The sequence below is a fragment of the Geodermatophilus sp. TF02-6 genome (assembly GCF_003319115.1).
In the GTDB taxonomy this organism is placed as follows: Bacteria; Actinomycetota; Actinomycetes; order Mycobacteriales; family Geodermatophilaceae; genus Geodermatophilus.
Genome location: NZ_QOHF01000014.1, coordinates 127,214 through 141,774 on the forward strand (window position 1 = coordinate 127,214; position 14,561 = coordinate 141,774).

The window sequence follows — 14,561 nt, forward strand, 5'->3', positions numbered from 1 at the left end:
CCTCGAGGCCCCGGTCTTCGAGGACGTCTGGCGGCCGGACTGGCCGCTGGACCTCCACCGGATCCTCTTCCCGCACCAGCGCAGCGCCGGCGACCCGGCCCTGCGCTACACCGACGACGGCTGCTGGCGCACGGTCAGCACTCTCGACGGCCCGGCGACCGTGCACGTCTCGGTGTGCACCGGGGAGGTCCGGGTGGCCGCCTGGGGCCCCGGCGGCGAGCGGGCCGGGACGGCGGTGCCCGGCTGGCTCGGCGCCGCCGACCGCCCCGAGGAGTTCGAGCCGGGCGGCCACCCGCTGGTCACCCGGCTGCACCGCGGCACGCCGTGGCTGCGGCTGGGCCGCACCGGCCGCACCTGGGACGCCCTGGTGCCCGCCGTCCTCGAGCAGAAGGTCACCGTCATCGAGGCGCACCGGGTGTGGCGGGCCCTGCTGCGGCTGGCCGGCGACCCGGCGCCCGGCCCGGCGCCCGACGGGATGCGGGTGGTCCCCACCCCGCAGCGCGTGCTGGCGGTCACCGACTGGGAGTGGCACCGCTGCGGCCTCGACGGCGCCCGCCGCCGCGCGCTGCGCGCGGTGGCCGGCGTCGCCTCACGCCTGGAGCCGGAGGCGGCGGTCGACTGCGCCGACTTGCAGCGCCGGCTGCGCACCGTGCCCGGCATCGGTGTCTGGACGGCGGCCGAGGTGGTGCAGCGGGTCTTCGGCTGCCCCGACACCGTCAGCTACGGCGACTACCACCTGAAGAACCTGGTCGGCTGGTCGCTGACCGGCCGCCGCACCGACGACGACGGGATGATGGCGTTGCTCGAACCCTGGCGCGGGCAGCGGCAGCGCGTCGTCCGGCTGCTGACCCTGGGCGGCAGCCGCCCGCCCCGGCGGGGACCCCGCACCGCACCGACGAACCACCGCTTCATCTGATCGGTGAGCAGAACCGGGCCTCGGCGACGAGCGGGTCCTCCGGGATGCGCAGCGAGGTGCGCCCCACGGCGCCGCGGACGTTGTCCCAGAACCTCGTCCAGTCGAGCGGGTCACCGGTCGCCGCGACCAGATCGGCCAGGGCGCCGCAGCCGAGCGCGCCGCGGACTCCGGCGACCTGCTCCGGGGGAGCGCCCGCGGGATGAGTCGATGCTCCGGTGGCGAGCTCGGGGGCGCCGTAGCGGCCCAGCAGCCAAGCGGGCGGGAAGACCTTCTCATGACCTGGTCGTGCGGGTGGTGGTGCCTCGAGGTGGGCGGCTACCGGGTCGGTGAGGCCGACCTGGTCGACGACCCACACATCGAGCCCGGCAGCCACTCCGTAGAAGCCGGCGTTGAAGACCGAGAAGACGACGCCGCCCGAAGAGGGCGCGAGGACCAGCACCGGGGTCTGCTCGGTCACTGGTGACACCTGCACGACGACGAGGTCGGCTCTCTCGTGGTCCAAGGCCCGGACCTTGGTGGCGTAGGCCAGGACCCCACTGCCCTCCCGGTCGCCGAGCGTGACGGGGTTCGCTGTGCCGGCCTGCTGGGCGTAGAAACCCCGCTCGTCGGCGATGCCGGCGGGCCCGATGGAGCCCTCGTAGCCCACCCGCAGGGTCGTCGCGGCGATCGCCCAGGCGGCGGTGACGGCCAGCAGCGCACCGACGAGGAACCGCCGGTCGGAGGGGACCGGCACCACGGCGATCGGACAGAGGACCAGGAACAGACTGGGCATGAGCAGTCGTGCGTGCATGAAGTCCCCGCCGACGCGGATCACGTACAGCGCATGGAGCACGCCCGCGGCCAGCAGCACGGCGGACAGGGACCACTCCGACAGGCGCCAGCCTGCCCGCGGGGTCACCACGAGGACGAGGGCCAGGGCCGTCAGCGCCGGGACCCAGAGCGAGTACGGACCGGTCAGGTCGGTCAGGTAGTCCGTACCGCGAGCCCAGAGCGCACGGCTCGACTCCTTGGCGACCGCGGTGTTCGGCACGAGCAGGCCGTAGTAGCCCATGCGGAAGACCTGGTAGCCCACCGGGAGGACGGCGGCGACGAGCAGCCCGCGAACGCGTCGTCCCCACCCGCCGGCCGCCACGGCGGTCATCCAGCCGAGGAAGAGGACGGTGGGGATCGCCAGGTCGGGACGGATGAGCGGCCCGATCCCGACGAGCACGAACAGCCACAACACCCGCGGATTCGTCGAGCGCCCGCTCCGGACCCACCGGCTCAGTCCCCAGGAGCAGGCCCCGGTCCACCCGAACGAGAGTCCCGTCTCCAGCCCCGAGGTGGCGAAGTCCCAGGTCGGCGGGAGGGTGGCGAAGACGACGACGCCGAAGGGCACGACCGGTGCAAGTGGTCGCCCGAGGAGGCGACGGGCGCCCGCTGCGGCGAGGAGGACACCGGCGACCGTGGACACCAGGCCCAGCACGACCGACGCCCACATGACCCCTGTGCCGGGGATCACGGCCTCGGCGCAGGTCAGGATCGCCAGCCACAGCGGACTCGTGGCCACCTCGACCCGCTCGCCAGCGTTGAAGACCGGCCCGTTGCCTGCGAGGAGGTTGTCGACCACTCGGAACGTGATGAAGGCATCGTCGGCGGTCCACCGCCGGGCCCATGCGACGAGCAGCAGAGCACCGGCGACGAGGCCGACGAGCAGCAGTTCGACGGTTCTCGCCGGAGGACGTCGCCGACGCGCCGGTCCGACCGGGTCGAGGTCGGCCGCTGAGGCGCCCTGGGGCTGTGCAGACAATGGCCGTCCGTTCTGCCGTGGATGCGCAGGAGTGACGCCTTCGCCGTGCGGCGGAGCGCGAACTGCCAGTTTCTCCGAACAGGCGTCCTGGCCTGCCGTCGGGCCCATGGCGTGTCGAGGATCGCTCAGGACACGGTCGGGAGCCTGCACCAGGCCGGGTCGTGGGCTCTCTCACCGCGCTGTCGGAGTCACCCGCTCCGTCGGAGTCAGACGACGTCCAACGGGTCTGACTCCGTGCCTCGGTCCGCCCTTCGCTCCCGGCGCTCCTCGGGATGCCCACTCCCTGCCGGCGTCCGCCTCGCGCCGTGCTCCCCCCCCCGCTGTCGTCAGAACGTCGGGTCGTCGAGCAGGCGCAGCAGGTAGTCGCCGTAGCCGCTCCTGGCCAGCGGCTCGGCGAGGCGGCGCAGGTCCTCGTCGTCCAGCCAGCCCTGCCGCCAGGCGACCTCCTCGATGCAGCCGATCTTCAGCCCCTGCCGCTCTTCGACCACGGAGACGAACTCGGTGGCCTGCCGCAGCGAGGCGAAGGTGCCGGTGTCCAGCCACGCCGTCCCCCGGTCGAGGACGGTGACGGTCAGCCGGCCCTGGCGCAGGTAGTGCTCGTTGACCGCGGTGATCTCCAGCTCGCCGCGGGCGCTCGGGGTGATGCCGCGCGCGACGTCGACCACCGACGACTCGTAGAAGTACAGCCCCGGGATGGCGTAGGAGCTCTTCGGCTTCTCCGGCTTCTCCTCGATGGAGAGCACCCGGCGGTCTGAGTCGAACTCCACCACGCCGTAGTCGCCCGGGTTGGCCACGTGGTAGGCGAAGACGTGCCCGCCGTCGGGTTCGGGCAGCCGGCCGAGGGCGGTGCCGAGCCCGGCGCCGTAGAAGATGTTGTCACCGAGGACGAGGGCCACCGAGCTGTCACCGACGAAGTCGGCCCCGATGAGGAACGCCTGGGCGAGCCCCTCGGGGTCGGGCTGGACGGCGTACTCGATGCGCATGCCCAGCCGGTCGCCGTCGCCCAGCAGCGCCCGGAAGGCCTGCTGGTCGCCGGGGGTGGTGATGACCAGCACCTCCCGGACACCGGCCATCATCAGCGTGGACAGCGGGTAGTAGACCATCGGTTTGTCGTAGACCGGCATCAGCTGCTTGCTGACCGCCTGCGTGATCGGGTACAGGCGGCTGCCGGTACCCCCGGCCAGGATGATGCCCCGCATGGTCACTGACAGTACCGGCGCGCCGGTGCTCAGCCGGCCGGGGAGCCGAGCCACAACCTCCCGACGAGTGAGGTGCCACCGGGTGTGCCCACCGGCTCCCAGCGGGTCGTCCACCCCTCGGCGTGCAGCTGGACGATCACCGCGCCGATCAACGCCCCGAGGTTGAGCGCGGTCGTGGTGGTGGCCCGCTCCGGCAGGTGGACGTCGACCACGCCGTCGCCCTCACCGCCGTAGCGCAGGACGACGGGGAACTCCGGCAGGGCCGCGACGGCGGTGCGGAACGCCTCGGCGACGGCGTCGAGCTCGCCGGGTCGGGGCGCCAGGTCCGCGCCGGGGGCCCGCGAGCCCACCAGGTCGCGGCTGCCGTAGGGGAACAGGTCGCCGGGGCCCAGGCGCACCAGCGGCCGGGTGCCGGTGTCCTCGGCCGGCCGGTCGAACCCCAGGCCGCGGACGACGGCGACCGGGATCCCCGCCAGCTTGCCCTTCACCAGGTCGGCGGCTGCGGCCAGCTCGTCGACGACGGCGACCTGGGTGGTCTCCAGCCGGTTGCCGTGGGCGTCGACGGCGCCGCGCAGGTCGGCCAGCGCGGGGATGCCGGCCGACCCGACCGCCACGTCGGTCAGCCCCTCCCGCCAGGTCCGGCCGAAGGTGTCGCTGACCACCACGGCCACGTCCACGCCGAGCAGCTCGCCCAGCCGCACCCGCAAGTCCCGGGCCGAGGCGTCGGCGTCCTCGGGCAGCAGCACGAGCGCGTCGCCGGGGACGTTGGAGGCGTCGATCCCGGCCGCGGCCACCACCCAGCCGTGCCGGGTCTCCACGATCCTGAGCGGGCCCCGCCGGGCCACCACCCGCACCGTCTCCGCGTCGACGGCCCGCTGCCGGGCGGTCTCCCGGTCGGCGCCCGGCGGAACGGGCACCAGCCGGCCCTCCACCTTGGACACCACCTTGGAGGTGACGACGACGACGTCGCCGTCGGCCAGCCACGGCGCGGCCCCGGCGATCGCCGCGGCGAGGTCGTCGCCGGGGGTGAACTCCGGCAGGCCGGCGACCGGGTGGACCGAGATCCCCCCCGGGACCGTGGCTCCCTCCTCGCCGTCCCCGCCCTGAGCCTGCGAAGGGCTCGGGGACGGCTGCCCCTCTGCAGGTGGTAGGACCCCGTCCTCCTCACCCCTCGGAGAAGGACCCCCTCCTCCCCACCCCTCGCAGGTTCGGGGTGGTACCCGGGAGGGGGCCGGAGCCTCGGGACGGGGCCGTGGTGGGGGGCAGGGCGGCCCCTCTGCAGGGTCCCGCCGCGAGCTTGCGAGTGGTGGGGGGCAGAGGGGTCCTTTTTCAGACACCGGCGGCGTCCAGGGCGGCGCGCGCCAGGGCGGCGGTCGCCTCGGGGGAGGACATGAGCAGCGGGAGGGCGCGGACGTCGACGCCAGGCACGTCGGCCGGATCGCCGGTGTGCACCAGCCAGGCGTCGAGCAGCCCCCCGGCGGAGCGGGCGCCGTAGTGCCGGCCCACCCCCTCGGCGCTGACCGGCACGCCGACGACCGGCAGGCAGCGGTCGGCCATCCCACGTACCACCGCACCGGCGACGATCGGGGAGACCCCGACGACCCGGCCCGGCGCGGCCAGCAGCGCCTCGCGCACCCCCGGGACGCCGAGGACGGTGCCCACCGACACCACCGGGTTGGACGGCGCCAGCAGCACGGCGTCCGCCCCGGCCAGCGCCTCGAGCACCCCGGGTGCGGGCTTCGCGGTGTCCACCCCGATCTGGACGAAGGCCTCCGCGTCCGGCTCCGCCCGGTGGCGCACCCACCACTCCTGGAAGTGGATCGCCCGCCGCCGCCCGGTCTCCGGGTCGGCGACCACGACGTGGGTCTCCACCCGCTGGTCGCTCATCGGCAGCAGCTCCACGCCGGGTTGCCAGCGCTCGGCCAGGGCGGCGGTCACCTGGGAGAGCGGGTAGCCCGCGTCGAGCATCCGGGTGCGGACCAGGTGCGTGGCCAGGTCGCGGTCACCGAGCCCGAACCAGGTCGGCTCCGCTCCGTAGGCGGCCAGCTCCTCCTTGACCGTCCAGGTCTCCCCGGCCCGGCCCCAGCCGCGCTCGGGGTCGCTGCCGCCCCCGAGGGTGTACATGACGGTGTCGAGGTCGGGGCAGATCCGCAGGCCGTGCACCGTCACGTCGTCCCCGGTGTTCACGACGGCGGTGACCCGGGCGTCGGGGGCCGCGGCGCGGAGGGTCGCGCGGAGCCCGGCCAGGAACCGGGCCCCGCCGACCCCTCCGGCGAGGACGACGATCTGCACGAAAGTCATCGTGCCCGATGGGCAGGTGTCCACTGCTCGCTGGGCGTGTCGTGGTGTGCGACGAGAAATGACGAACGCGTGTGACGAATGGGGCTGGTGGGACCGGCTGCTTACACCGGACTCAGTTGACGCCTCGACAACGACACGCGTGTAATTCCGGCGGTGTCAACGAGTGCCGAGCGGCCCGGGATCGTCCCGCGGAACGCACATCGGGACGACAGCGAGAGGGGACGCATCGTCATGGCAGAGGTCTCGTGGTTGAGCGACTACGTCAGCGCGTCGGAGCGCAACGCCGATCGGCCCCGGGCCGCGGCCGGCCAGGTCTTCGCCGACCTGTGGACCGCCGGCCTGGAGGCCGACGTCCAGGCGTGGCAGGAGCGCGCGCTGTGTGCCGAGACCGACCCGGAGGCATTCTTCCCGGAGAAGGGCGGCTCCACCCGCGAGGCGAAGAAGATCTGCACCGGCTGCGAGGTCCGGGCCGAGTGCCTGGAGTACGCGCTGGCCAATGACGAGCGCTTCGGCATCTGGGGCGGGCTCTCCGAGCGGGAGCGCCGCCGCCTGCGCCGCCGCGCGATCTGAGGGAGGACCCCTTCCTGGAGAAAGGACCCCCTCCCCACCCTTCGGGGGAGGATCCCGTCCTCCCCCCCTTCGTGAGAGGACCCCTGCCCTCCCGCCACTGCCCCGTCCTGTGGCCCGCTCCCGGCGTCGGCCTCCTCCGGGGCGCCGCTGGCCCCGTCCCGGGCCCCGCTGGCCCCCTGCAGGGTCCCGCCGCGAGCTCGCGAGTGGCGGGGAGCAGGGGGTCCTTCTCCGAAGGGTGGGGAGGAGGTCCTTCATCGAAGGGCTCGGGGAGGGGTCCTTCGACCGAGCCTGCGAGGGGTGAGGGGAACGGGCTCCTCGTCACCGACGGCGACCGGCTGCACGCCGACCTGCTCACCCTCCGACGGCCCCGAACGCCGGACCTGGTGGGGCTCCTCCGACCTCGGCGGTCTGCGCACCGAGCCGGGTGCGCCGCTGGTGACCCTGACGCTGTTCGGCGGGGCCTGCCGGCCGCGTTCAGCCGGCGAACCGGACGACGCTGAGCCCGGGCAGGTCGAGGGCGGCCGCACGGCCGTCACCCAGGAAGAGGGTCCCCACGGCGTCGGCCGCTCCCTCGCGCACCGGATCGGCGGGGCGCACGGTCACGGTCAGGTCGTAGACCCGCCCGGTGTAGGCCGGCGCGGTCCCGATCGGCCGGGTGTAGGTGGGGAACCGGCCGGTGAGCCGCAGGTCCGCGCCGTCCCGCGTGACGGTGAGGGCGGGGGAGGGCAGGTCGGCGTACTCGGGGACCGACCGCACGCAGCCGGCCGCGGCCGGGTCCTCGGGCGGCTCGGCGGCCGTGCAGTTCCAGCCCGGCAGGCGCACGTGCGCCAGCGCGGTGGAGCCGTCGCCGGTGGCCGTGACGCTCACCGACGGGTAGGCCACCGTCGTCCCGACCGCGTGCCGCTCGACCACGATCCCGCCGAAGGAGAGCCGGGCGGTGACGCCGTCGCGGCCCAGCGGCACCGACCGGTCGGCCAGCGCCCCCGCGCCGCTCTCGCCGGGCAGCGGGTCGGCCGGGACGCCGGGCAGCGCCGGGAGCGGCCGGCTCGGCGTCGCCGTGCCCGTCGGCGGGGCCGGCGGTGCCGCCGTCGCCGGTGCGGGAGCGGGGGCGTCGTCCCGCACACCGGCGGCCACCCCGGCCAGGGCGGCGACCAGCACCAGCGCCGCGGCCGCCGTCCCCACCACGACCCGGCCGCTCCCGTCGAGCCGCGCGGTGTCCTCCGTCACCGCCGCGGCGCTGACCGGCGCCGGCGGGACGGGAGTGCCCGGCGGCGCGTCGAGGAAACCGGGCAGGTCGTCGTGCGGGAACCGCGGCACCGGGCGCGCCGGGGCCGGAGGGGCTGCCGGCCGGCGCCGGCGGCCGGTCAGCTCGGCCGCGGCCAGGCCGGCCAGGGCGAGCAGCGCCAGGGCCAGCACGACCCAGGGGACGACGGCCGGCGCGGGGGAGTGCATCGCCGCGAAGCATCCCAGCCGGCTCCCGGGTGTCCGGGGAGGTGCGACCGGACGGCGGTGTCCGGCTCCCGTGCGCCGCGGGGGCCTGGCTGGGACGATCACCGCGATGAGCAGCAGCAGCGGGGCGTCGGCGGCCGAGGGTGCGGTGCGCGAGCGGGTGACCGCGCTGCTGACCGAACTGGGGGTCGACCAGCCGCTCACCGGGGTCACCGACCTGTCCGCTCCGCTCGGCCTGGTGCAGGGCGTCCTCGCCGACCGGGTGGTCGACCTGGCGGTCACCGAGAGCGGGCGCCGGCGGCTGCGGGCCGAGCTGCGCGGCCGGCGCTGGGCCGAGGAGCGCCAGATCGGCGTCCCGGCCGTGCTGGCCGCCGCCGAGGACGGCCGGTGGCTGCTGTCCCGGCGCGTCCACCCCGTCCCGACCGGCGGGCCGCGGTGGACCGAGGCGGCCGTGGACGCCGCCGTGCGCATCGCTCCGCTGCCCGCGCCCCCGGGCAGCCCGTGGCAGCCCCCCGCCCGCCCGGCGCTGCGCCGCGCCCGCGCGTCGGTCGGCGACACCGGCCGGCTGCTGCGCGCGGGGGTGCGGTTGGGCGAGCTGCGCGCCGTCCGCGCCGCCGCGGCCCAGCTGCCGCTCTCCGAGGTCACCCACGGCGACTTCCGCGCCGCCAACGCGGTGCTCGACGACGAGGGCCGCGTGGTGGTGCTCGAGTGGACCGGCGTGCGGCCGGGCCCGCGGCACCGCGACCTGCTGACCCTGTGGGCCAGCACTCCCGACGAGGAGGACCGCGCGCAGGTCGCCCAGGTGGTCCTCGACCGCACCGCCGGCTGGGAGGAGCCCGACGTCGGCCTGCTCTGGCACGCCGTCGCCCTCGAGCAGCTCGTCGCGCAGATCACCCGGGCCGACCGCGGGGACGGCCTGGACCTCCCCTTCTGCCGGGCGCGGCTGGCCGAGGCGCGAGACACCGCCGCGGAGCTGGGCAGCCCGGTCGCCGGCTGACCCTCGGGGGCATGGGAAGCGATACCTGCGTCAGCCGGCGCGGAACGCACGTATCGCTTCCCATGCCTGGGGTTCCCATGCCTGGGGTTCCCATGCCTGGGGTTCCCATGCCTGGGGTTCCCATGCCTGGGGAAAGGCGCCGGCTGCCTGGGCAGGGGGGTCCTTCAACCGGTGGGGTCGATCTCCTCCGGGTCGCGGCCCAGCAGCACGGCGACCTGGTCGACGACGACGTCGCGCACCAGGTCGGCCAGGTCGTCGCGGTCGTGCGCGCGCAGCTCCAGCGGCCGGCGGTAGACGACGATCCGCGGCGGCACCTCCCGGCCGCCGTCCCGGTGCGCGGGCAGGACCCGGGCCAGCGGGACGCTACCGTCGTCGAGGACGTCGGAGTCGAGCACGACCTCGTCGGGGCTGGTGTGCTCGACCCAGGGCACGTCCTCGACGGCGAACTCGACGCCGGCCAGCTCCTTCTCCCAGCGCCGCTCGAGGTCCTCGACCGCGTCGAGCACGAGGTCGTCGAACTGCTCGCCGCGGCTGCGGGCCAACGGCACGCCGTCGGGCACCAGGCGTCCGCGCAGTCCGCGGCCGTGCCGGTCGCGGCGGGAGCGGGCGGGTCGGCTCATGGCGAGTGCGAGCGTACGGCCGGGGCGGGCCGGGTGTGCGGTCGGCGCCGGCGGCGTCCGGGTCCGTCGCCGGTCCCCGTCCGCAGGTCACGCCGCCGTGCCGGCCGGGCCGCCCGACGGGGTGGACGGGACCCTCGTGCAGGATGGGGTTCCTGGTCTCCGCGGCGCGCGGATTCCCCGGTGTGCCTGATGCCATCGACCCCGCTGCGCGTCTACTGTGCCGGGCGTGAGGAACCGGTGGTGAGGCAGTCACGTCGCTGCTCGCGCAGCGGCTGCGCGCAACCGGCGGCAGCGACCTTGACCTACGTGTACGCGGAGTCGACCGCCGTCGTCGGCCCGTTGGCGACGTTCTCGGAGCCGCACAGCTACGACCTCTGCGAGTTCCACGCCGAGCGGCTGACCGTGCCGCGCGGGTGGGAGGTCGTCCGGCACGAGATCGACATCGAGGACGCGGGTCCCACCGGGGACGACCTGCTGGCCCTGGCCGACGCCGTCCGCGAGGCGGCCCGCCCCGAACCGCCGCGCAACCCGGCCGACGACGGCAGCGGCACCCGCCGCGGCCACCTGCGGGTGCTGCCCGACCTCAGCTGAGCAAGGACCCCTCTGCCCCCCACTGCTCGCAGGCTCGCCCCTGGCCCCGTCCAGGGCACCGCCCCGAGCTCGCGAGGGGCGGGGAGGACGGGGTCCTTCTACCTGCAGAGGGGCCGACGGTACCCAGGAGGAGGCCTCAGGACGGGGCCAGGGTGTCCCGGGACGACGGTCGCCGGGCCTGCCGCTAGGGTCGTCCGGCACCGCGGGCCGGGGAGCCGACGGTGGGTCCAACCGAGGGTGAGCAGTGAACGACCTCCACTCGATCATCAAGGCCTACGACGTGCGCGGGGTCGTCCCCGACGAGTGGGACGAGGACGTCGCCCGCCGGATCGGCGCCGCCTTCGCCGAGCTGATGGCCGCGGAGAGCGGGGCGACGGCGGTCGTCACCGCGCACGACATGCGCGAGTCGTCGGTGCCGCTGTCCCGGGCCTTCGCCGAGGGCGTGCTGTCCCGCGGCGTCGACGTCCTCGAGGCCGGTCTCGGCTCCACCGACCTGCTCTACTTCGCCTCCGGCTCGCTCGGCGTCCCGGGCGCGGTGTTCACCGCCAGCCACAACCCGGCGCGGTACAACGGCATCAAGCTCTGCCGCGCCGGCGCCGCGCCCGTGGGGCAGGAGTCCGGGCTGGCCACCATCCGCGAGTGGGCGGAGCGGGACGCCTACGACCGCGTCCCCGCCCGGACGGCGTCGATCGCCCAGCGCGACGTCCTGCCCGCGTACGCCGCCCACCTGCGCTCCCTGGTCGACCTCTCCGGGATCCGCCCGCTGCGGGTGGTCGTCGACGCCGGCAACGGGATGGGCGGGCACACCGTCCCGGTCGTCCTGGCCGACCTGCCGCTGACCGTCCTGCCCCTGTACTTCGAGCTCGACGGGTCCTTCCCCAACCACGAGGCCAACCCGCTCGACCCGGCCAACCTCGTCGACCTGCAGGCCGAGGTGCGCCGCACCGGCGCCGACCTCGGCCTGGCCTTCGACGGCGACGCCGACCGCGTGTTCGTCGTCGACGAGCGCGGCGAGCCGGTCAGCCCCTCGGCGATCACCGCGCTGGTCGCCGTCCGGGAGCTGGCCAAGGGCCGGGGGACGACGGTCATCCACAACCTGATCACCTCGCGCGCGGTGCCCGAGATCGTCCGCGAGCACGGCGGCTCACCGGTGCGCACCCGCGTCGGGCACTCGTTCATCAAGGCCGAGATGGCCCGCACGGACGCCGTCTTCGGCGGGGAGCACTCCGCGCACTACTACTTCCGCGACTTCTGGCGGGCCGACACCGGCATGCTCGCCGCCATGCACGTGCTCGCCGCGCTGGGGGAGCAGAGCCGCCCCCTGTCCGAGCTGACCGCCGCCTACCGCCGCTACGCCGCCTCCGGGGAGATCAACTCGACCGTCGAGGACGTCGCCGGGCGGACGAAGGTGGTCCGGGAGGCGTTCGCGGACGAGGGGGCGACGTTCGACGAGCTCGACGGGCTGACCGTCGACCTGCCCGACGGCTCGTGGTTCAACCTGCGGGCGAGCAACACCGAGCCGCTGCTGCGGCTCAACGTCGAGGCGCCGGACGAGGCGCGGATGACCTCCCTGCGGGACCGAGTGCTGGAGATGGTGCGCGCATGACCGGACCCCTGGGGCTGGACCCGGCGCTGCTGGAGATCCTGGCCTGTCCCGACACCCACCACAGCCCGCTGACGGTGGACGAGGAGACCGGCGAGCTGGTGTGCACCACCTGCGACCGCGCCTTCCCGGTGCGCGACGCCATCCCCGTGCTGCTGCTCGACGAGGCCCGCCACCGCGGCACCGGGGAGGCGTCGCCGTGACCTCCCCCGAGCTCGCCGAGGAGGTCCTCGACGACTTCGAGGTGCTGCGGGCGCGCGACCCGCGGGGCCTGCTCCCGGCGGTCGCCGGCGCCGGCGCGCAGGTGCGCGAGACCGCCCGGCTGACCGAGGAGGCCGACCTCGCGCGGGTCACCGCCGGCGGCCGACCGCGCGGCCTGGTCATCGTCGCCCGCCGCGAGGGCGCGGTGGCCGCGCAGGTGCTGCGCGCCCTGCTCGGACCGTCGAGCCCGGTCACCGTGGACGTCGTCCCCGGCCCGGACCTGCCGGTGTGGACCGGCCCCAGCGACATCACCGTCGTCGCCACCCGCACCGGCGCCGGCCGGTACGCGGTGACCCCCGCCTACGAGGCCGCCCGCCGCGGGGTGACCCTGCTGGGCATCGGCGCGGACGACGCGCCCCTGCGCGCGGCCTGCTCCACGGCCCGGGCCCCCTACGTCCCGCTGCCGCGCTCGCGGGTGCGGCACACCACGCTGTGGTCGCTGCTCACGCCCATGCTCGAGCTCGCCGTCGGCCTGGAGCTGGTCTCGGAGGGCACGGCCGACCTCGAGGCGATCGCCACCGCCCTGGACGAGGTCGCCACCGAGTGCGGCCCGGCCCAGGAGTCGTTCGTCAACCCGGCCAAGACCCTGGCGCTGGAGCTGCTCGACGCGCTGCCGGTGATCGCCGCCGAGGGGCCGCTGGCCGGCACCGCCGCCACCCGCATCGCCGACCAGCTGGCCACGCTGGCCGGGCTGCCGGTCACCACCTTCCGGATGCCCGACCAGCGGGTGGCCGCCTGCGCGGTGCTGCGCGGCCCGCTGGCCCCGCAGGGGGGCGAGGACGACTTCTTCCGCGACCGCGCCGAGGACACCGGCCGCCGGCTGCGGCTGCTCACCGTCCGCGACTCCGACGCCGGCGAGCACGACGGGGCCGGGGAGCGGGAGCCCCGTTCGGCCCGCGAGGCGCTGCACGAGGCGCTGCGCAGCGCCGCGGCCGCCAACGTCCCGGTGAGTGGACTGGCCGAGCACGGGGAACCGGAGCGGTACGGCCGGCTCGCCCGCCTGGCCCGCCAGCTGTCCGTGGCCGACTTCACGGCGGTCTACCTGGCGCTGGCACTGGACACCGAGAGGGCCGCACAGCCATGAGCACCGACACCACACCCGCCGCGGCCGGGGCGGCGGACGGGCACGCCGGCGACTCCGGCACCGGGCACGACGGGGGCCACGGCAGCACCCGGGCGATCATCGCCGCGCTGCTGGCCAACCTCGGCATCGCGACGGCCAAGTTCATCGCCTACCTGGTCACCGGCGCCTCGTCGATGCTGGCCGAGGCGATCCACTCCGTCGCCGACTCCGGCAACCAGGTGCTGCTGCTGATCGGTGGGCGCACCGCGCGCCGGGAGGCCACCCCGCGGCACCCGTTCGGCTACGGCCGCGACCGCTTCGTCTACAGCTTCCTGGTGGCGGTCGTGCTGTTCAGCGTCGGCGGCCTGTTCGCCATCTACGAGGGCGTGCACAAGCTGCAGCACCCCGAGCCGCTGGAGTCGGCCTTCTGGGCGATCGGCGTCCTCCTGGTCGCCATCGTGCTGGAGGGCTTCTCCCTGCGGACGGCGGCCAAGGAGACCGACGCGATCAAGCCGACCGGGATCAGCTACTGGCGGTTCATCCGGCGCACCCGGGCACCCGAGCTGGCGGTGGTGCTGCTCGAGGACAGCGCGGCCCTGCTCGGCCTGCTCTTCGCGCTCCTCGGCGTCGGCCTGACCATGCTCACCGGCGAGCCGGTGTTCGACGGCATCGGTACCATCCTCATCGGCCTGCTGCTCGTCGTCGTCGCCGTCATCCTGGCCGTGGAGACCAAGAGCCTGCTCATCGGCGAGGCGGCCACCCCCCAGGACCAGCGGCGCATCGCGGCGGCGCTGGAACAGGACACCGACATCTCGGTCATCCACATGCGCACTCTGCACCTGGGCCCGGAGGAGCTCCTGGTCGCCGCCAAGATCGCCGTCCGCCACGACGAGACCGCCGCCGGCATCGCGCAGCAGATCGACCAGGCCGAGGCGCGGATCCGCGCCGCCGTCCCGATCGCCCGGGTCATCTACCTGGAGCCGGACCTGCGCCGGGGGCCCGCACCGGCCGACGCCGGCGCAACCGCGGCCCCCGGGGGCTGACCCGCCGGCCCCGGGCCCGGCGCACAGTGGGGGCGTGAGAAGCCCTGTGTCAAGCCGCCTGCCGTTGATCTTGGTTGAGGATGCGTTGCAGGGCGTTGTGTCGGGCGGGGTCGTAGGCTTCGCCGGCTTGCCAGCAGTGCCAGATCACGTAGAGCCAGG

The 14,561-nt window shown here is 75.3% G+C and carries 14 protein-coding genes; 8 read left to right on the forward strand and 6 right to left on the reverse strand.

The genetic code is table 11. The annotated features are described in order from the left end of the window. Window positions 1-193 precede the first annotated feature (193 nt). Window positions 194-916: a DNA-3-methyladenine glycosylase gene (locus DQ238_RS14215; protein ID WP_233495963.1), complete on the forward strand. Its 723-nt coding sequence runs from the start codon at window positions 194-196 to the stop codon at window positions 914-916. On the opposite strand, the gene DQ238_RS14220 is transcribed toward DQ238_RS14215, so the two are convergent. The 4 genes from DQ238_RS14220 to cofD form a co-directional block, all read right to left on the reverse strand. Beyond that, the gene (locus DQ238_RS14220; RefSeq protein WP_113781919.1) at window positions 909-2,525 is read right to left on the reverse strand and encodes an arabinofuranosyltransferase; all 1,617 of its coding nucleotides are present in this window, start codon (window positions 2,523-2,525) and stop codon (window positions 909-911) included. The two genes, DQ238_RS14215 and DQ238_RS14220, sit on opposite strands and share 8 nt — an antisense overlap. 506 nt (window positions 2,526-3,031) lie before the next feature. Continuing rightward, window positions 3,032-3,904, reverse strand: a complete 873-nt coding sequence (gene rfbA / locus DQ238_RS14225; protein WP_113781942.1) for a glucose-1-phosphate thymidylyltransferase RfbA — start codon at window positions 3,902-3,904, stop codon at window positions 3,032-3,034. 29 nt (window positions 3,905-3,933) lie between these two features. After that, window positions 3,934-4,968, reverse strand: coding sequence for a coenzyme F420-0:L-glutamate ligase (locus DQ238_RS14230; RefSeq protein WP_113781943.1), 1,035 nt, complete (start codon window positions 4,966-4,968; stop codon window positions 3,934-3,936). Between the two features lie 265 nt (window positions 4,969-5,233). Next, the gene (cofD, locus tag DQ238_RS14235; protein WP_305037569.1) at window positions 5,234-6,205 is read right to left on the reverse strand and encodes a 2-phospho-L-lactate transferase; all 972 of its coding nucleotides are present in this window, start codon (window positions 6,203-6,205) and stop codon (window positions 5,234-5,236) included. Between the two features lie 231 nt (window positions 6,206-6,436). Here cofD and DQ238_RS14240 point away from each other — a divergent pair, with 231 nt between their 5' ends. After that, complete coding sequence (locus DQ238_RS14240) at window positions 6,437-6,775, forward strand: WhiB family transcriptional regulator (protein WP_113781921.1); 339 nt, start codon at window positions 6,437-6,439, stop codon at window positions 6,773-6,775. Window positions 6,776-7,249: 474 nt separating this feature from the next. Here DQ238_RS14240 and DQ238_RS14245 read toward each other — a convergent pair whose 3' ends face one another. Continuing rightward, a complete protein-coding gene (locus tag DQ238_RS14245; RefSeq protein WP_147263082.1) occupies window positions 7,250-8,227 on the reverse strand; it encodes a hypothetical protein in 978 nt (325 codons plus the stop codon). 106 nt (window positions 8,228-8,333) lie between these two features. Between DQ238_RS14245 and DQ238_RS14250 the strand changes: the two genes are divergently transcribed. Then, on the forward strand, window positions 8,334-9,221 hold the full coding sequence (locus DQ238_RS14250; protein WP_113781923.1) for a phosphotransferase: 888 nt from the start codon (window positions 8,334-8,336) through the stop codon (window positions 9,219-9,221). A gap of 164 nt (window positions 9,222-9,385) precedes the next feature. On the opposite strand, the gene DQ238_RS14255 is transcribed toward DQ238_RS14250, so the two are convergent. Next, the gene (locus DQ238_RS14255; protein ID WP_113781924.1) at window positions 9,386-9,841 is read right to left on the reverse strand and encodes a metallopeptidase family protein; all 456 of its coding nucleotides are present in this window, start codon (window positions 9,839-9,841) and stop codon (window positions 9,386-9,388) included. A gap of 240 nt (window positions 9,842-10,081) precedes the next feature. Between DQ238_RS14255 and DQ238_RS14260 the strand changes: the two genes are divergently transcribed. The 5 genes from DQ238_RS14260 (at window position 10,082) to DQ238_RS14280 (ending at window position 14,402) form a co-directional block, all read left to right on the forward strand. After that, window positions 10,082-10,432: a DUF3499 domain-containing protein gene (locus DQ238_RS14260; RefSeq protein WP_113781925.1), complete on the forward strand. Its 351-nt coding sequence runs from the start codon at window positions 10,082-10,084 to the stop codon at window positions 10,430-10,432. Between the two features lie 244 nt (window positions 10,433-10,676). Then, window positions 10,677-12,038 (forward strand): phosphomannomutase/phosphoglucomutase, encoded by a 1,362-nt coding sequence (locus DQ238_RS14265; RefSeq protein ID WP_113781926.1) that lies wholly within the window; start codon window positions 10,677-10,679, stop codon window positions 12,036-12,038. Beyond that, window positions 12,035-12,238: a Trm112 family protein gene (locus DQ238_RS14270; protein ID WP_113781927.1), complete on the forward strand. Its 204-nt coding sequence runs from the start codon at window positions 12,035-12,037 to the stop codon at window positions 12,236-12,238. The genes DQ238_RS14265 and DQ238_RS14270 overlap by 4 nt, the downstream gene beginning before the upstream one ends. Continuing rightward, window positions 12,235-13,380 carry an SIS domain-containing protein gene (locus tag DQ238_RS14275; protein ID WP_113781928.1) on the forward strand — a complete coding sequence of 382 codons (1,146 nt, stop codon included), beginning with the start codon at window positions 12,235-12,237 and terminating at the stop codon, window positions 13,378-13,380. Before DQ238_RS14270 ends, DQ238_RS14275 begins: the two co-directional genes overlap by 4 nt. After that, window positions 13,377-14,402, forward strand: coding sequence for a cation diffusion facilitator family transporter (locus tag DQ238_RS14280; RefSeq protein ID WP_113781929.1), 1,026 nt, complete (start codon window positions 13,377-13,379; stop codon window positions 14,400-14,402). Before DQ238_RS14275 ends, DQ238_RS14280 begins: the two co-directional genes overlap by 4 nt. Window positions 14,403-14,561: the final 159 nt, after the last annotated feature.

Coding starts and splice junctions, on each gene's coding strand:
- rfbA (WP_113781942.1), bottom strand. CDS start 3,904: ATGCGGGGCATCATCCTGGCCGGGGGTACCGGCAGCCGCCTGTACCCG.
- cofD (WP_305037569.1), bottom strand. CDS start 6,205: ATGACTTTCGTGCAGATCGTCGTCCTCGCCGGAGGGGTCGGCGGGGCC.
- DQ238_RS14240 (WP_113781921.1), top strand. CDS start 6,437: ATGGCAGAGGTCTCGTGGTTGAGCGACTACGTCAGCGCGTCGGAGCGC.
- DQ238_RS14245 (WP_147263082.1), bottom strand. CDS start 8,227: ATGCACTCCCCCGCGCCGGCCGTCGTCCCCTGGGTCGTGCTGGCCCTG.
- DQ238_RS14250 (WP_113781923.1), top strand. CDS start 8,334: ATGAGCAGCAGCAGCGGGGCGTCGGCGGCCGAGGGTGCGGTGCGCGAG.
- DQ238_RS14255 (WP_113781924.1), bottom strand. CDS start 9,841: ATGAGCCGACCCGCCCGCTCCCGCCGCGACCGGCACGGCCGCGGACTG.
- DQ238_RS14270 (WP_113781927.1), top strand. CDS start 12,035: ATGACCGGACCCCTGGGGCTGGACCCGGCGCTGCTGGAGATCCTGGCC.
- DQ238_RS14280 (WP_113781929.1), top strand. CDS start 13,377: ATGAGCACCGACACCACACCCGCCGCGGCCGGGGCGGCGGACGGGCAC.